The following is a 16,237-nucleotide window of genomic DNA, read 5'->3' on the forward strand; positions in this document are numbered from 1 at the left end:
AATCGTACTGGCTTACCTATTCCCATGCCCCGTTTGAACATACTTATCGTCGACGACCACGCGCTTCAGCTCGAATATATGGTCCACCTGATGCGCCACGCCCGCGCCGGGCATGTCGAGACGGCGCTGAATGGGTGGGATGCCTTGGAAAAACTCCGTTCACACCGTTTTGATTTGGTGATAACCGATTTGATGATGCCCGGGCTGGATGGGGTTCAGCTTATTCAGAGTCTTTCGGAATTGATAAACCCGCCAGCGATTGCACTGGTTAGCGCATCCCCCAAACGGTTGCTTGCCAGCGCTTGCATCGTTGCCAAATTGCTGGGCTTACGCGTGATCGCGCAAATATGCAAGCCGGTATCCGCCGACGATATTGACATGATGCTAAAACAACTGCAGCAACCCCAAGGTGTGTTGTTAGAGCCGCCCCGAGGGATTTCCGAAGATAGAGATACGCTGTTGAGCGCATTGGATAATGGGGAAATACAAGCTTGGTTTCAGCCCAAGCTGGCCTTGATCGATGATTCTGTCTGTGGAGTGGAAGCCCTGGCCCGATGGGTGCGAGACGATGGAACTATCAGCTTTCCCGGGGAGTTTTTGCCGTCATTGAGTTTTCATGGCCTGGAAGAGCGCTTGCTGAACAGTATTGTGTCGTTTTCCATCGCGGCACAAAAACACTGGCGGGTCGCTGGGTATTCCATTCCCGTGTCGATCAACTTGCCGACGCATCTGCTTGACGACCGCGCGCTGCCCGACAGGTTGCTGGCAAACGTGCGCGCCGCAGGGGGCGATCCGGAAAGTATCTGCTTTGAGCTTACAGAGGGAACGACTACCAGCCATTTAAGTGATTTTCATGCAGGCGCTTGCCGGTTGCGCATGATGGGTTTCAAGCTGGCCCAAGATGACTTCGGGCAGGGGTACAGCTCTATTTATAATCTGCTTACGGTGCCGTTCACCGAATTGAAAATCGACCGGTCATTGATTCAAGACTGCGTCAATGACGATAAAGTACGGGCCATATTGGACAGTGCCATTACGTTGGGACGCCGCCTGGGTATCGCGGTCGTTGCTGAAGGGGTGGAAACCCGTGAACAGCTTGAACTATTGAGACAGCTGGACTGCACGGCCGTACAGGGGTTCTACGTCGCCGAGGCGTTAGACGTAAATTTGATGGCAATCCGTTTGCATGGCGATTGCTGGGATAACTCGACGAACACGGCAGCCGTCTATAAACGTTTACCCGATTCGGGCGCGTTGTGGTCAGGCGCTGCGGCCTGCCAGGACGCATAAGCAAAATCTTCTTGTTTTTGCCGAAATTAGCCAATACATTCGACACCAACAAGGCTAATAGCGCTGGCGCCCCACTTGGTCGGATTTACGTTCCATTGCTCCTCATGTCCACCCATACGAATCGCGGGCTACAAGGCTTGGTCTTGCTGGCGGCATCTCTTATTGTCATGACGATATCTCTTTTCTACTGGACCGTCACCCGGGAAATCAGTATAGAAAAGAAAGAGATGCGTGAGCATTTTCATCACGTCGTTGACGATATCTCTGCGTTGCAGACGTCGCTATTGAGAGCAATCGAAGTAGAGACCATCGATAAATTTCCGCCGACCATGTATTACATGGATCTAAAGCGGCAGACGCCAAGCGATGAGTCGATTACCGAGACGTATTCGGCCGTATATCGGGTAACCGGTCTGACGCTGCAGATTGTTTTTCCGACACGCGGTGATGAGGCTGCCAACCGCGATGAGGCGAGAAGAATCTCGATGTTCGCGTTCCTGGTTCTGTCGCGCTTTCGGTCAAGCTTGAATACGACGTCTCTGGGCAAGGTGCCAATTGCGTTATTCGATTTGAAGAACGGCAGTCGAGTTGTGTTTGGATGCACTCGAGAAGACGCCGATGCGCTGATTGGCGCCTCGCATCTTTGCGTGCGTGATCCGGATAACTTGGTGAAAACGATGCGTGAGCGCAGGGGAAGCGCCAATCGTGTTGTCTATTGGGGCGGGGCGGCCCACGCGCAAAACGGCCCGATGCTTGCCGCCTATGCCAAAATCAAGGATAGCTTGAACCCTGATTCCATCACTCGCGGAGAATGGTGGATTGCGGCCACGTTGGATTTTGCGGATGCGCCGCAGTTTCCCCATATTTCCGCTGCCGACGGGAAAGAAAGCCCTTCTTTCGAGATCCATTCTCAGGACGGTCGGGTATTGACTCCCCAGATCGCGCCGCCTCGCGCCCTGATTCCGGGCGTTGAATTGCTGCACGATGCGTCCATCTTAAGAACGGAAAGCCAGAACGGCTGGGCAGCAGAATACCGGCTGTCGTATATAACGATCTTCGATACGCTGTATCGGCAGCTGGCCGCTATTGCCATGCTGACGCTGGTCAGCGGCGTGGTGGCCTTGTTGTTCATGAAGTGGTATTTCAAGCGGTATTACGAGCCTGTGTATAAACAGCGCCAGCGAATCGAAGAGAGCGAAGCATTTGCGCGCGGCGTAATCGATGTCGCGCAAGTCGCCATGTGCGTGTTGGGTCGTCCGTCGGGCGAAATACTCAGGGCGAATGCGCTGGCTAGCGAATGGCTGGGCGATAAAGACGAACTCAATAAGCTTGGCCGCAGCTGGGTCAACCGTTATGCCCAGGGTGACACCACTGAAGAATCCGTGTCTTTGAATATAAAGAACCGCCATCTTTCCGGCTATTTCGCGCAAACCCGATACGAAGACCACGACGCATTGCTCTGCACTTTTTCCGATGTGTCCGCGCACGTCAAGGCGCAAGAGTCGCTGTCGACCGCCAAACAAGTGTCGGACCAAGCCAGCGCCGCAAAATCCGTATTCCTGGCAACGATGAGCCATGAGATTCGCACCCCGCTCTATGGTGTGCTGGGCACGTTGGAGCTGCTTTCCGAAACACCGCTGTCCGTTGAGCAAAAGAGCTATCTGGACACCACCCAACGGTCCGCCGGCATGTTGCTGGGCATCATCGGGGACGTGCTTGATATGTCCAAGATCGAATCGGGTGTCGTAGAACTGAAAATCGACACATTCTCGCCGTTGGAACTGACGGAGATGGTGACGCAGGCCTACACGGCGACGGCTTCGAATAAGGCTTTGTCCCTGCACTGCGTGGTCCATTCTCGGATCCCGCGTGCCGTGCGGGGAGACGCGGACCGCATTCGCCAGATACTGAGCAACCTGCTTAGCAATGCCATCAAGTTCACGGAAGTCGGCCGGCTTCGGATCAGTCTGGACCTGCACCATGCGAGCGATACGCGCGCGACCCTGGTCTGGCGCATTTCGGACAGCGGCATCGGCATCCCGGATGAAGACCAATCCAAGCTGTTCGACCCCTTCTTTCAGGTCTATGCCGAGCCGGGCATGACCAGCGGCACCGGCCTGGGACTGGCGATCTGCAAAAGCCTGGTCGAGTTGATGGGCGGAAGGATCGATGTGGTGAGCAAACTCGGCGTTGGCAGCACGTTTTCCGTCACGATCGATTTTCCGCTGGTCGATGCCGCGATTGCGGTTGAACCCGCCGAAGATCTGCATGACCTGGAAGTGGTGGTTCGCGCGCCAACGGTGGAACTCCGGCGCCATTACCGGCAGTGGCTCGAGCAATGGGGCGTGCAATGCAACACAGAGGCCACGGCGCTACAGAAAGCGGACGGCGGGGCGGTACTGCTGAACGTGTCGCCGGATTTGACGCCGCCGATGCTGTGGCACGGCATGCAGATCATCGCCACGGAAAAAGGCCCGTTGCAACCTCAGCGGCAACCCAATGCCGTCCGGGTCAGCAGCTATTCGCTGGGCGCTTTGGCAGATGCCCTGGTGATCGTGGCCAGGCATCGAAACGACGCGCCGCCGGCGCATCACGTTTCGGACAGCGGCATCCCCGCCCAGCCGTTTACGGAAGCCGACGCCAACCCGACGCAGCGGCTGCGAGGCCTGGGATTGCGTGTGCTGGTGGCCGAAGATAGCGCCATCAATCAGGAAGTGCTGAAGCGCCAACTGACATCGTTGGGATGTTCCGTCACGTTGTGCAGCGATGGCGTGGCCGCATTGAAGGCGTGGTCCAACGAGAAGTTCGATCTGTTGTTGACCGACGTTAATATGCCGGGGCTGGGCGGCCCCGAGCTGATCGGCCGGCTGCGCAAGCAAGGGATGAATAAACCCATCATTTGTGTCACCGCCAATGCGCAACCGAGCGGTGGCGGCGCGGGCGGGCAGTCCGGCATCGATGCCTGGTTGGTGAAGCCGATAAAGCTCCAGACGTTGCAGACCTGCCTGCTGCGGGTGGTTGCGGATGGCGCGCCAGGCCTCGCTGAGGCGCCCGAGGTGTTTGACGCCGCGCCAGATGGCGTCGATGCCGCCGGAAAGATCCCCAGCTTCATGCTTGGCATCTTCCTGTCCGCCATGGAAGAGGATGCTGCCCTGATGCGGCGGTGTTCGCGGGACGGCGACCATGCGGGCCTGAAATCTGCCCTGCATCGGGTCCGTGGCGGTTTGGTCATGAGCAACCAGGAGCAATTGGCCGCGCGCTGCCAGGATATCGAAAACCAATTGCACGAGGGCCCCCAGGATGGGGAGTCCACGCGGCGCGTAGCGGGTTTTATTGACGCGCTGGAGGCACTGCTTGACCGGTTGCAGGCCAGGACGCCGCAATCGCATCGCGGCGAAAGCCAGGAGAGGGGCAGTGAATAGCACATCCATCATTCTTGCGGACGACCACCCCATCGCGACCGCGGGCGTGCGCCATGCGCTGGCCCGATATCCGAACTACAAGATCCTGGGCGAGGCGCGTTCGTCCGACCAGTTGGTGGATTTGATGTCGAGTCTGCGGCCGGACGTGATCATCACCGACTACAACATGCCGGGGTCTGTGCGTTTCGGGGATGGGCTTCGGATGATCGCCTACCTTCGACGGACCTTTCCGGACATCAGCATCGTGGTGCTGACGATGATCTCGTCCGCGACGGTCGCGGCAAGCTTGTACAAACTGGGCGTGGCGGCGGTACTGGTAAAGACGGGCAGCCTGGACGACCTGAGCAGCTCGATAGACAGAGTGCTGAACGGCGTCGCGATGCCGAGAACTCGGTCGGTCAATCCGATTCGCGAGGAGGACGGCGCGCCGGACGTCCTGGCCAAACTGACCCGGAAAGAGCTGGAGGTGCTTCGAGAGCTTTTTTCCGGTTTGGGCGTGACCGAGATTGCTAAAAAACAGCAACGCAGCGTGAAAACCGTCAGCGCGCAGAAGATGTCGGCGATGCGTAAACTCGAAGTCACCAATGACCACGAGTTAATCATGTTTTGCGCGGCAAACGGTCTTTTCACGTAACCGTTCAGCAGGATGCCGCTGACGTGTCGACGCGGCGCTTAAGCGGTCAGGCCGTCCACAGGTGCTGCGCCGCATACGCGCGCCACGGCCGCCATTGCTCGGACCGGGCCAACAACTGCGCGGGGGTAATTTCCCGCGATTCCAGCTTCTCCAATGCGCGGATCAAACCGATGTCCGCCGACGGGAACGCGTCCGGCTCGCGCAACTGGCGCAGGGCGATGTATTGCGCCGTCCATTCCCCGATGCCGCGGATCTGCCGCAAGCGCGCCACGGCTTCGTCCAGCCCGGTGGCGGCGTCGAACAGGTGCTTGTCGGCGACAGCGGCGGCGCCCACGGCCGACAACGTCGCGGCGCGGCTGCGGGGCATGCCTAGCGAGGCCAGTTCGGCCGCGGCGACGACGGCGGGCTCGGGAAAGATATGGGTCAATGGGCCCTCCGGCTGCGCCATGGGCGTGCCATGCGCCGCCACCAGTTTGCCGGCCAGGCGAATGGCGGCGACCACGGTGATCTGCTGCCCGAGGACGGCGCGCATCGCCAGTTCAAAGCCGTCCCAGGCGCCGGGGACGCGCAGGCCGGGCCGTGCCTGGATCAGCGAAGTCATGACCGGGTCATTGGCGAATTGCGCGGCGATGGCGACGGGGTCGCTGGCCAGGTCGAATACGCGGCGCACCCGCGCGATGATCGCGGGCAGCGTTTGCAGGCGGGGAAAGCGCACGATGACCTGCAAGGCGTTGCCGGTGCCGGGGCGCACGGTGACGGTACCCTGATGGCCGTCCAGGCTGACGGTGCGCGCGTAGCTGTCGTGCGTGACGTGTTCGATGCCAGGGATGGCGCGCAGCCGCAGAAAGGCCAGCATGGCGTCCCAGTCATAGGGCGGGCGGTAGCGTAGCAGCAGCTTTATTTCGCCGTGCAGGCCGGCGGAAATTTCGGGTTTCTCGGAGCGGCGCAGTTCGCCCGGGGCGCGGCCGAACAAGTCCAGGAAAATCTCATTGAAGCGGCGGATGCTGCCAAAGCCCGAGGCAAAGGCGATTTCCGCCATGGGCAGGCGGGTTTCGTGAATCAACTGCTTGGCCAGCAACACGCGGCGCGTCTGGGCCACCGCCACGGGCGATGCGCCCAGGTGTTGGCGGAATTGGCGGCGCAGCTGACGTTCGCCCACGCCCAGGCGTTGCGCCAGCGCTTCCACGCCGTCTTCGTCCAGCGCGCCCAGTTCGATCAATTGCAACGCGCGCGCCACGCTGTCGGGCAGTTCATGTCCCGGCCCCAGTTCCGGCGCGGTCTCGGGCCGGCAGCGCAGGCATGGGTGGAATCCCGCCTCTTGCGCGGCGGCCGCCGTTGAAAAGAACGTGACGTTCTTCGATAGCGGCGTGCGTGCCGGGCAGACGGGCCGGCAATAGATACGGGTCGTTTTGACGGCCGTGAAGAAGCGGCCGTCGTAACGGGCATCGCGCACTTGGATGGCGCTGTAGCAGGCGTCGTGGTTCAGGTCCATGCACCGATACTAACGCCGTGCCAGGGGCGGGATCTAGCGGTTTTCGGACACGGTTGCGAAGCCCACACTGGTGTCCGAAAACCGCCAGTCCAGCGGCCATGCGGGGTATATATTGGCCGCATCGAGACTTCACCAGGAGCCGGCCATGCCGATCCCTACATTCTCTTTGGAGCGCGTCGCCACGCCATTGGGCCAGATGCTGGTGCTGACGGATTCGCAACAGCGCCTGCGGGCGGTCGATTGGGAAGATTATGAAACGCGCATGCATACGCTGCTGCGCCGGCAGTACGGGAAAGACGCCGTGCAGGTGCGGGACGCGGTTGAGGTATCGGCGGCGCGGCGCGCGCTGGAGGCGTATTTCGATGGCGACGTGGCGGCGATCAATGGCCTTCCCGTGGCGTTGGGCGGCACGGATTTCCAGCGGCAGGTCTGGCAGGCGTTGCGCGGCATCGCGGGCGGGCAGACCGTCAGCTACGGCGGCCTGGCCGGCCGCATCGAACGGCCGTCGGCCGTGCGCGCGGTGGGGCTGGCCAACGGCGCCAACCCGGTCGGCATCGTGATTCCCTGCCACCGGGTGATCGGCGCGAACGCGTCGCTGACAGGCTACGGCGGCGGGCTGCACCGCAAGCGTTGGCTGCTGGACCACGAGGCCAGGCATTCCGCGCACTGACCGCCACTTTCAACTCCAGGTTAAAGATGTTGTGAATTCAGGCGCCGTCCGCGGCGCCTGCGCTCGGTAAAGTGCCGACAGACCCTTATCAGCAAGGAGCCTGTCGGCCCATGAAGACGTATCGCATCGCAACCATTCCCGGCGACGGCATCGGCAAGGAAGTCATTCCTGCCGGCCAGCGCATTCTGCAAGCGCTGGCCAGCCAAAATGGCTTGCGCTTCGAGTTCCAGGATTTCGACTGGGGCGGCGACTACTACCGCAAGCATGGCGTGATGATGCCCGCCGACGGGCTGGACGCATTGCGCGACAAGGACGCGATCCTGTTCGGGTCGGCGGGGGATCCCGATATTGCCGACCACATCACCCTGTGGGGCCTGCGCCTGAAGATCTGCCAGGGCTTCGACCAGTACGCCAACGTGCGGCCCACGCGAATCTTGCCCGGCATCGACGCGCCGCTCAAGCGCTGCACGGCCGAACAGTTGAACTGGGTGATCGTGCGGGAAAACTCGGAAGGCGAATACTCGGGCGTGGGCGGGCGCGTGCATCAGGGGCATCCCATCGAAGCCGCCACCGATGTGTCCATCATGACCCGCGCGGGCGTTGAACGCATTCTGCGCTTTGCGTTCAAGCTGGCGCAGTCGCGTCCGCGCAAGCTGCTGACGGTCGTGACCAAGTCGAACGCGCAACGTCATGCGATGGTGATGTGGGACGAGATTGCGCTGCAAGTCAGCCGCGAATTCCCGGACGTGACGTGGGACAAGGAACTGGTGGACGCGGCCACCGCCCGCATGGTCAACCGCCCGGCATCGCTGGACACCATCGTGGCGACCAACCTGCACGCCGACATCCTCAGCGATCTGGCCGCGGCGCTGGCGGGCAGCCTGGGCATTGCGCCGACCGGCAATATCGATCCCGAACGCCGCTATCCATCCATGTTCGAACCCATCCACGGGTCGGCCTTCGACATCATGGGCAAGGGGTTGGCGAACCCGGTAGGCACGTTCTGGTCGGTCGTCATGCTGCTTGAGCATCTGGGCGAAAACACCGCCGCCGCGCGGTTGATGCAAGCCATCGAAAGCGTGACCGCGAATCCGGCCTTGCATACCCGCGACCTGGGCGGAGCCGCGACGACGGAGCAGGTGACGGCGGCGGTCTGCGCGCAGCTGGAGGCGGGTGGGCAGGCGCGGGCGGCGTAGACGGGCATTCCCCGGAGACCAGACCCCAGGCATAAGACCCGGGGCGGTTTCCGGCGACACAACAAGAAGCGAAGTCCATTCGTATCCCAAGGAGACAAGCATGTCCAAGCAAGTCTTACGCGCGCGCGTCCTGGCGTTCGCGTGCCTGTTGAGCCTGCCGCTGGCGGGCGGCATCGCGATGGCGCAGCCGTATCCCGCGCGGCCGGTGAACCTGGTGGTGCCATTCCCGGCCGGCGGCACGACCGACGTGCTGGCTCGCGCGCTGGGGCAGGAACTGGCCAAGCGCCTGGGCCAGCCGGTGGTGGTCGAGAACAAGCCGGGCGCGGGGTCCACCTTGGGCGCGGACTATGTGGCCAAGGCCGCGCCCGACGGCTACACGTTGCTGATGGGCGCGGTGCACCACACCATCGCCACCAGCGTCTACAAGAGCCTGCAATACGATTTCCAGAAAGACTTCGCGCCCGTGACGACGGTGGCGCTGGTGCCCAACGTGCTGGTCGTGAACCCCAAGCTGGACGCGAAGAACGTGCAGGGGCTGTTGACGCTGGCGCGGGCGGCGCCGGGCAAGCTGACCTACGGGTCCAATGGCATGGGCACGGGGCAGCACCTGATCGGCGCGCAGTTTGAACAGGAAGGCCATGTGCAGTTGCTGCACGTGCCGTACAAGGGCAGCGGCCCATTGACGACCGATCTGCTGGGCGGACAGATCGATATGTCGTTCGACACCATCACGCCGGTACTGGCGCATATCCAGAGCGGCAAGCTGCGCGCGCTGGCCGTGACGACCAATAAGCGGTCGGCCGCGCTGCCCGACGTGCCCACCATGGAAGAGGCAGGGTTGAAGCCCTTCAACATGGGGACGTGGTTCGGCGTTTTGGCGCCGGCGGCCGTCCCGAAGGACATCGTGACGAAGCTGAACGCCGAGATGGTCGCCATCATCAAGTCGCCGGACTTCTCGCGCCGCATGGCGGAGATCGGCGCGGTGCCCATCGGCGACACGCCGGAGCAGATGCGGGCCCGCATCGGGGCCGACACCGAGAACTATGCCAAGCTGGTCAAGGACGCAAAAGTCGCGATCAACTGAGGACCGCCGGTCAGGCGCAGCCGCTAGGACGGCTGGTCAGGTGCTGCCGGTCAGGTACGGCCGGTCACAAATGCGGTCGGTCAAATGCGGTCGGCCAGGGCAGCCGGCTAGGCGCGGATCCAGCCTCGCGCGATGGGCAGGGCCAGCAGTTTGCGATAGACGGCCTCGGCGGCCCGCGTCAGCGGGGCGCCGACCCGGGCCCAGACCGGCGCGGCCACGCCCGCCGCGACGGGCGCCAGCATCAGGCCGCCCGCGATGTCCAGCGGGAAATGCACGCCCAGGTACACGCGCGACGTGCCGACGACGGCGGCCGCCAGCAGCGCCGCCATGCCCCATCCCGCCCAGCGCCGGTCAAAGATCAGCGCCCACGCGAAGGTGGCAATGATGACGGTGTGGTTGCTGGGAAACGACGACGTAGCCTTGTGCGGGAAGAACGCCTGCCCCAGGCCGATGGCGAAGGGGCGCGGATGCGGCCACAGCGCGCCGCACAGATAACTGGCGAACAGGGCGACGGCGATACTCGCCAACCCCTTCAGCGCCAGACTGCGCTGCGCCTCGCCGCCCCACAGCCATAGCGCGGCAAGCGCCAGCGGCACCAGCAGGATCAGTTGATTGGCCACCACCATGGCGGCGTGGATGCGCCAGAGGGGGGTGTCCGGGGCGGCGTTGATCAGAAGAAAAAGGGACTGGTTGAGGGGTTCCAGGAAATCCATGACTCGTCATCGCAGCGTAATAATCGATAGCCGCGATGGTAAAGCGCGTTCCCGTCAATCCGCTTCCAAAATGCGCCGCCCCGCGCGTTTTTACTTCTGGATGCGTTTGCCGTCGGCATTGACGACCGGCTCGCCGTCTTCCTTGGTGAACGCGCCCTGCTGGGGAGCAGGCAGGATGTCCAGCACGAGTTCGCTGGGGCGGCACAGGCGCGCGCCCAGCGGCGTTGACACGAAAGGCCGGTTCAGCAGGATAGGGTGCTGTTCGATGGCGTCCAGCAGCGCGTCGTCCGACAGCGAGGTATCGTCCAGGCCCAGCTCCAGGTAGGGCGTGCCCTTTTCGCGCAGCGCGTCTCGCACGCTGACGCCGGCTTGTTTGAACAACGCTTTCAGCGTGGCGCGGGACGGCGGCGTTTCCAGGTACAGCACGACTTGGGGCTCGATGCCGGCGTTGCGGATCATGGCCAGCGTATTGCGGGACGTGCCGCACTTGGGGTTGTGATAAATGGTGACGTCGGACATGGTGGCTCCTTGATGCGGATAGTTCGTCTGCAAGACGGTGAGCATAGTGCATCGGCCACGCGCCATCAGGCGCGCAGCTTCCTGCCCAGCCGACGCCAGCCGATGACCACGCCGGTCAGGCTGAGGGCGGCGCCGCCCAGGCTCAGGAAGATCAGCAGCGCATCCCATAGCGGGCGGCGCGCTAGCAGGCCGGTCCAGTCCCAGCTGTGCAGAAAGGCGAACAGCCAGCGGCTGACGCGATTGCTGCGGTCTTGTCGGCCTTGGATCAGGCCGGTGCGCGGGTCCAGATAAATCCAGGTGGCTTGCGGATTGTCGTAGACCAGCCGCCACACGGGCAGGGGCTTTTCGATGTGGCCCAGCATGGCATGTTCATCGCGCGCGTAGTAGTAGAGGTCATAGGTGCGCAGCATCTGCACCTGGCGCAGCGTCGCGTGGGGCACCAGCCGCGCGGCCGCCTGACGCAGATCCGCCTCGGCGTAGGCATGCGGTGTTGCCTGGGTGGCGGATAGCACCTGGGGCGCGCTGGCAGGGCCATGCGCCAGCACCACGTCTTGCCCGGCGGCGCGCGCCCAGGTCATTTCACGCGGCGCGGCGGGCAAGGCGGCAATCAAGGCCCGGGGCGACGCCAGCGGGCTGCCAGTGGCCGCGCCGGCATACGCCGCGCGGTCCAGCGGCGCGGCCGTGCTGGTGAAGAGCTTCCACGGGTTCATCGACATCAGCCCGCTGAAAATCCACGTGATCGTGACGGCGGCGAACAGCAGGCCGCTAAGGTGGTGCCAGCGCATCATGCGTTCGCGGTAAGGCGAACGGCTGCCGCTGGCGTAGGGCCTGGAAAAGCGCCAGCGCAGGATTCCCACGAGGGTGCCCGTGAGAGCCAGCGCGACGCCCGCGACGGAAAGCCACACCACGATGTCATGCCACCAGGGGTCCAGCGCATTGCCGCGAAACGGATACAGCCAGTGGATCCACGCGCCCGCGTAGTTCCAGAGGCGTTCGCGGCGCGTGGCGTCCAACACCACCGCGCCGGTCGCCGACGAGACATAGAGCCGCGTCCCGTCCGGATCGTCCATGTCCACGCGGTGCAACGGGCGGTGCGGATCAAGCGCGCCGGAATGCGTATACACGTCTTCGACGATGGCGCCGTGGTAGCGCGCGGCGTAGCGGCCGCCGAACCAGGCGCGGGCGGTGGCCTGCGCGACGGCGGCGTCGGCGGGCGGCAGCACGACGCCCGTGGCCGCATCCACGATTCTGGGCGCGTCGCGCGGGCCGGCGGGCACGGCATAGACCGGCGCGCCGCCGCGCGTGGCGGCCAGGCTCAGGCCGGGCGCGCCGTTGACGCCGGCGCCGGCCGCTGCCAACGCCTGCTCGGGCGTGACGGTGACCGTGGCAATGGCGGCGGCATCCAGCGGCGCCAAGCGCGACAGGCGCTCCTGCGGCGTTACCTTGGGATAGCCCACATACATCATCACCACGCCGCTGATGAACCACATGGCGAAGAACAGGCACAGCACGATGCCGGCCCAGCGGTGGATCAGGTACAGCCAGCGCTTGGCGCGGGCGGATAGCGGCGGGCCGGCGGGATGGCGGGGCGGACGGGTCAATGCGGCGCTCATGGCATCTCCATTTCTGTGGGTCAGAATCGCGCCTGCAACGTCAGTTCCACTGAACGCGGCGCGCCCAGGTAGAACATCGTCGGCGTCGCGTTGGCGGCGTAGACCTTGTCGGTCAGGTTGCGCACGCGGGCCGTCACGTTCACGTTGCGGTTGATCCGGTGCGACAGCGCCGCGTCGAACACGGTGTAGGACGGCGCCCAGACCGTGTTGGCGGCGTCCGCGTAGGCACGGCCTACGTAGCGTGCCGCCAGGCTGGCGTTCCAGTCCGGCACGAAGGCGTAGTCCAGCCACACGTTGGCGAGGCGGCGGGGGGTGTTGGTCGGCACATTGCCATTGCGCGAGACGGCGACGCCGCCCACCGATTGGGAAAAGTCGTCGTACTTCGGGTCCACGAACGCCACGTTGCCTTGCACGGACAGCTTGGGCGTCAACTGCAGTCCGGCGGCCAATTCGATGCCGCGCGCTGACTGCGCGCCGACAGGAACGCTGACGCCGGGGTTGTCCGGGTCGGACGTGGCCATGTTCTTGCGCTTGATTTCGTAGACCGATACGGTGGCTGAACCGCGGCCATCCCAAAAGTCGAACTTGCCGCCGGCTTCGGCTTGCGTGCCCGTGGTGAGTTTGTCGTTATTCAGCACGTCGGCGAACGAGGCGGTGGCCAGCAGACCGGATGGCGGATCCGCCGCCGTGGCGTACTGCGCGTACAGCGAGGCCCAGGGCGTGACCTCCCAGTTCAGGCCCAGGCGTCCCGTCACGGGCGAATAGCGCCGGGATGCGCCGGCGGGCGATGCCGCCGTGACGGCGCGGCGATTGGTCAGATCCAGGTCGATGAAGTCCTTGCGCAAGGCCGATACGATTGCCACGCCGGGCAACACCTCGGTGCGGTTTTCCAGCGTTAGCGCGATCGCGCGGATGCGGTTGTCGCGGTCGGCGGTGTGGCCGCGCGTCATGCCAGGAATGTCGTAGAAGTCGCCCGGCGAAAAGTCATAGGGGTCCACGGCGTCCACCTGGGCCGGCAGGCTGGTGGGATAGCGCGTGACCTTGTTCTGGCTGATGTCGGCGCCGAAGGACCAATCGCTGGGCAAGCCGGCAAGCGTCGACCTCAGCACGCCTTCCACACGGTTGCCCAACAGGCTTTGCTCGTGGCGCTGCAACAGCGCGCCCGAGCGCAGTACCCGGCTGTTGCCGGCATTGAGGCGGTAATTTTCCAGGTTACGGAAGTCGCGATCGGCGTGGTAGTAGTACAGGGTGTTTTTGAACGTCAGGTCGGGGCCGACGCGCCATTCGGTCAGGGATCGCGCCCACAGTACCGACTGCTCGTACAGGCCGTCGTTGACGTTGTAGTTCTTGAATCGCGTGCCATCCAGGATGCGGCCCGCGCCTTGCACCACGCCGCCTGTGCCGGTTTTCAGCGGCGTGCCCCAGTAGGGGCGGTCCACCTGTTCGCGCTGGTACTCGAAGGCGAAGGTCTGCGTCACGTTGTCGCCCAGGTCGGACAGCAACGAGGCCGCCACTTGGCTGGCGCGGGAATGGTTGCCGTCGACCCAGCCGTGGCTGGCGCCGGTATTGGCGTCGATGCGCAGGTAATGGCCACGGCCGCCGGGAGCGCCGGCCAGTTGCTGGTTCACGCCGGCGGACAGTTGGCGGCTGTCGAACGAGCCTAGCCGGAATTGGCCGTCGTAGAAGGTGTCGCGTTGGGGCAGCTTGGTCACGTAGTTGATCGCGCCGCCCACCGCGCCTGCGCCAAACAGGAAAGTCGATGGGCCGCCAATGGCCTCGACGCGGTCGTAGATCCAGCTGTCCACCGGGCGCGCGGCCACGGCGTCGTATTGCACCGAGATGCCGTTGAACAACTGCGTCACCTGGCCGCCGGAAAACCCCCGGTAGCTGACCGCACCGGGGCTGCCGGAGGGCGATGCGTTGTCTACGCCGGGGATGCCGCGCGCGATGTCTTGCGTGTTCAGCGATCCGCGCGCTTCGATCTGTTCGCGCGAGATCACCGTGACGCTGGCGGGTGTTTCACGCAGGGTCAGCCCCAGGCGGCTGCCCGTGCTGTCGCGGGCGTCCAGGTTGATCGGGCCATTGGGCGCGGTGTCGGCCTGTCCGGCGCCGTAGACGGTAGTGGGCGCCAGCGTTTCCACCGCGGGCTCGGTGGTCAGGGCCTGGGCGGAACTGCTGGCAAGCGCGCCCAACAGCAGGGTGTAGCGGGTGGTTTTCTTCATGTCGGGAACCGGGGCGGCCAATGCGCCCGCCACTCCGCCTGAAGCAGGCGGGCAGGGGGATCGCCAGGCCAGTCGCAAGGGTCTGGGTGACGGCACGCGACCGGGCGCGCAACGCGCGCCGCGGCAACATGCCGACGGCGAAGGCGGGCAGGCGCGGATAGCGGCCGCCGTCAGGTGGCAGGGCCGCGCCGGTTTAGTTCGCGGGCGGTGCGCGCGGCTGCGCCGCGCTCCAGGCATGAAGGGGATTGGCCGCCAGGAAGAACAGCGGCGGGTAGGTGATGGCGCGGCCAACGGGGGCGGGCAGCACCGGCACGGGCGCGGGCAAGATGCCCACGCCGGCCTGCGGGTTGCGGCAAAGCGGGCAATGATGGCCGTCGCCATGGACGTCGGCCTGGCTGCCGTCGCTGTCATCGCGCGGCACTTCAAGCGTCAGGGCGGATTGCGTTTCGCCTTCGCCGACGCAGTAGTCGACGCTGACGCGCAGCGTATGGTGGCCGCCCGGGGAAAGGCTCAAGGCATGTGCAAGCGACGGCGCCAACGACGCCCACAGGATCGCGGCAAGCGCGATCCACAGGGTGGGGCGGGTCAGGAAGGAAGCGAAGCACATAGCGCCGGATTATATCGGAGCAGATGGGCCATCCGCACGCGATATCCCGGTCTGCCTGCGGCATTTCGCCGCAGCGTCAGACCGACAGGTGCCGGCGCACGTCCTCGCCGTCGATGGCGCTTCGGTCGCCGCTGGCCACCACCTCGCCGCGCGACAGCACGACGAACTGGTCCGCCAGTTCCCGGGCAAAATCGAAATACTGTTCGCACAGCAGGATGGCGATGTCGCCGCGTTGGCGCAACATGTGGATCACCCGCGCGATGTCCTTGATGATGGACGGCTGGATGCCTTCGGTCGGTTCGTCCAGGATGATGAGCTTGGGCTCGGCCACCAGCGCCCGCGCGATCGCCAGTTGTTGCTGTTGCCCGCCGGACAAGTCGCCGCCGCGCCGCGACAGCATGCTCTTTAGCACGGGGAACAATTCGAAGACGTCTTCCCGGATGCGGCGCGCGCGCGACGCAGGCCGGGTGGCCATGCCCATCAGGATGTTCTCTTCCACGGTCAGCCGGGCGAAGATGTCGCGGCCTTGCGGCACATAGGCGATGCCGCGCGCGGCGCGCTGGTGCGGCGCCAGGCGGGTGATGTCGGCGCCGTCGAACATAATGTTGCCGCTGGCCACGGGCAGCACGCCCATCACGCATTTCAGCAGCGTGGTCTTGCCGACGCCATTGCGGCCCAGCAGCGCCAGGCATTCGCCCTGGGAAACCGACAGGGATACGCCGCGCAGCGTATGGCTGCCGCCGTAGTATTGGTTGATCGTGCTTACGTCCAGCAT

At 64.2% G+C, this 16,237-nt stretch carries 13 protein-coding genes; 6 read left to right on the plus strand and 7 right to left on the minus strand.

The window, feature by feature from the left end; all coding sequences use genetic code 11:
• The first annotated feature begins 24 nt into the window (after window positions 1-24).
• From ACI0FO_RS28335 to ACI0FO_RS28345, 3 genes are read left to right on the plus strand one after another with little or no spacing between them, the layout of a single operon-like run.
• A complete protein-coding gene (locus ACI0FO_RS28335) occupies window positions 25-1,290 on the plus strand; it encodes an EAL domain-containing response regulator (RefSeq protein WP_416031915.1) in 1,266 nt (421 codons plus the stop codon).
• 11 nt (window positions 1,291-1,301) lie between these two features.
• The gene (locus ACI0FO_RS28340) at window positions 1,302-4,712 is read left to right on the plus strand and encodes a hybrid sensor histidine kinase/response regulator (protein WP_416031916.1); all 3,411 of its coding nucleotides are present in this window, start codon (window positions 1,302-1,304) and stop codon (window positions 4,710-4,712) included.
• The gene (locus tag ACI0FO_RS28345; protein WP_416031917.1) at window positions 4,705-5,346 is read left to right on the plus strand and encodes a response regulator; all 642 of its coding nucleotides are present in this window, start codon (window positions 4,705-4,707) and stop codon (window positions 5,344-5,346) included. The genes ACI0FO_RS28340 and ACI0FO_RS28345 overlap by 8 nt, the downstream gene beginning before the upstream one ends.
• A 46-nt stretch (window positions 5,347-5,392) precedes the next feature.
• On the opposite strand, the gene ACI0FO_RS28350 is transcribed toward ACI0FO_RS28345, so the two are convergent.
• Entirely contained in the window at window positions 5,393-6,838 is a 1,446-nt protein-coding gene (locus tag ACI0FO_RS28350; protein WP_416031918.1) for an AlkA N-terminal domain-containing protein, read from the minus strand.
• Between the two features lie 145 nt (window positions 6,839-6,983).
• On the opposite strand from ACI0FO_RS28350, the gene ogt reads away from it, so the two are divergent.
• The 3 genes from ogt (at window position 6,984) to ACI0FO_RS28365 (ending at window position 9,788) form a co-directional block, all read left to right on the plus strand.
• A complete protein-coding gene (ogt, locus tag ACI0FO_RS28355; RefSeq protein ID WP_416031919.1) occupies window positions 6,984-7,508 on the plus strand; it encodes a methylated-DNA--[protein]-cysteine S-methyltransferase in 525 nt (174 codons plus the stop codon).
• A gap of 110 nt (window positions 7,509-7,618) precedes the next feature.
• Window positions 7,619-8,704 (plus strand): tartrate dehydrogenase, encoded by a 1,086-nt coding sequence (locus ACI0FO_RS28360; protein ID WP_416031920.1) that lies wholly within the window; start codon window positions 7,619-7,621, stop codon window positions 8,702-8,704.
• Between the two features lie 100 nt (window positions 8,705-8,804).
• On the plus strand, window positions 8,805-9,788 hold the full coding sequence (locus tag ACI0FO_RS28365) for a Bug family tripartite tricarboxylate transporter substrate binding protein (RefSeq protein ID WP_416031921.1): 984 nt from the start codon (window positions 8,805-8,807) through the stop codon (window positions 9,786-9,788).
• A 107-nt stretch (window positions 9,789-9,895) separates the two neighbouring features.
• Here ACI0FO_RS28365 and ACI0FO_RS28370 read toward each other — a convergent pair whose 3' ends face one another.
• The 6 genes from ACI0FO_RS28370 to urtE form a co-directional block, all read right to left on the minus strand.
• Complete coding sequence (locus ACI0FO_RS28370; RefSeq protein ID WP_416031922.1) at window positions 9,896-10,501, minus strand: phosphatase PAP2 family protein; 606 nt, start codon at window positions 10,499-10,501, stop codon at window positions 9,896-9,898.
• A 90-nt stretch (window positions 10,502-10,591) separates the two neighbouring features.
• Complete coding sequence (arsC, locus tag ACI0FO_RS28375) at window positions 10,592-11,020, minus strand: arsenate reductase (glutaredoxin) (RefSeq protein WP_416031923.1); 429 nt, start codon at window positions 11,018-11,020, stop codon at window positions 10,592-10,594.
• Between the two features lie 65 nt (window positions 11,021-11,085).
• Entirely contained in the window at window positions 11,086-12,633 is a 1,548-nt protein-coding gene (locus ACI0FO_RS28380) for a PepSY domain-containing protein (protein WP_416031924.1), read from the minus strand.
• Between the two features lie 20 nt (window positions 12,634-12,653).
• Complete coding sequence (locus tag ACI0FO_RS28385) at window positions 12,654-14,855, minus strand: TonB-dependent receptor (RefSeq protein ID WP_416031925.1); 2,202 nt, start codon at window positions 14,853-14,855, stop codon at window positions 12,654-12,656.
• 193 nt (window positions 14,856-15,048) lie between these two features.
• Complete coding sequence (locus ACI0FO_RS28390; protein WP_416031926.1) at window positions 15,049-15,462, minus strand: DUF2946 domain-containing protein; 414 nt, start codon at window positions 15,460-15,462, stop codon at window positions 15,049-15,051.
• A gap of 76 nt (window positions 15,463-15,538) precedes the next feature.
• Window positions 15,539-16,237, minus strand: a complete 699-nt coding sequence (urtE, locus tag ACI0FO_RS28395) for an urea ABC transporter ATP-binding subunit UrtE (protein WP_416031927.1) — start codon at window positions 16,235-16,237, stop codon at window positions 15,539-15,541.

Origin of the sequence: Achromobacter marplatensis (assembly GCF_049060505.1) — a bacterium.
Classification (GTDB): Bacteria; Pseudomonadota; Gammaproteobacteria; order Burkholderiales; family Burkholderiaceae_B; genus Achromobacter; species Achromobacter marplatensis_A.

Excerpts from the sequence above, each read along its gene's own strand:
- ACI0FO_RS28380 (WP_416031924.1), bottom strand. The coding sequence starts at position 12,633 with ATGAGCGCCGCATTGACCCGTCCGCCCCGCCATCCCGCCGGCCCGCCG.
- ACI0FO_RS28370 (WP_416031922.1), bottom strand. The coding sequence starts at position 10,501 with ATGGATTTCCTGGAACCCCTCAACCAGTCCCTTTTTCTTCTGATCAAC.
- ACI0FO_RS28335 (WP_416031915.1), top strand. The coding sequence starts at position 25 with ATGCCCCGTTTGAACATACTTATCGTCGACGACCACGCGCTTCAGCTC.
- ACI0FO_RS28390 (WP_416031926.1), bottom strand. The coding sequence starts at position 15,462 with ATGTGCTTCGCTTCCTTCCTGACCCGCCCCACCCTGTGGATCGCGCTT.
- ACI0FO_RS28365 (WP_416031921.1), top strand. The coding sequence starts at position 8,805 with ATGTCCAAGCAAGTCTTACGCGCGCGCGTCCTGGCGTTCGCGTGCCTG.
- urtE (WP_416031927.1), bottom strand. The coding sequence starts at position 16,237 with ATGCTGGACGTAAGCACGATCAACCAATACTACGGCGGCAGCCATACG.
- ACI0FO_RS28360 (WP_416031920.1), top strand. The coding sequence starts at position 7,619 with ATGAAGACGTATCGCATCGCAACCATTCCCGGCGACGGCATCGGCAAG.
- ACI0FO_RS28385 (WP_416031925.1), bottom strand. The coding sequence starts at position 14,855 with ATGAAGAAAACCACCCGCTACACCCTGCTGTTGGGCGCGCTTGCCAGC.
- ACI0FO_RS28350 (WP_416031918.1), bottom strand. The coding sequence starts at position 6,838 with ATGGACCTGAACCACGACGCCTGCTACAGCGCCATCCAAGTGCGCGAT.
- arsC (WP_416031923.1), bottom strand. The coding sequence starts at position 11,020 with ATGTCCGACGTCACCATTTATCACAACCCCAAGTGCGGCACGTCCCGC.
- ogt (WP_416031919.1), top strand. The coding sequence starts at position 6,984 with ATGCCGATCCCTACATTCTCTTTGGAGCGCGTCGCCACGCCATTGGGC.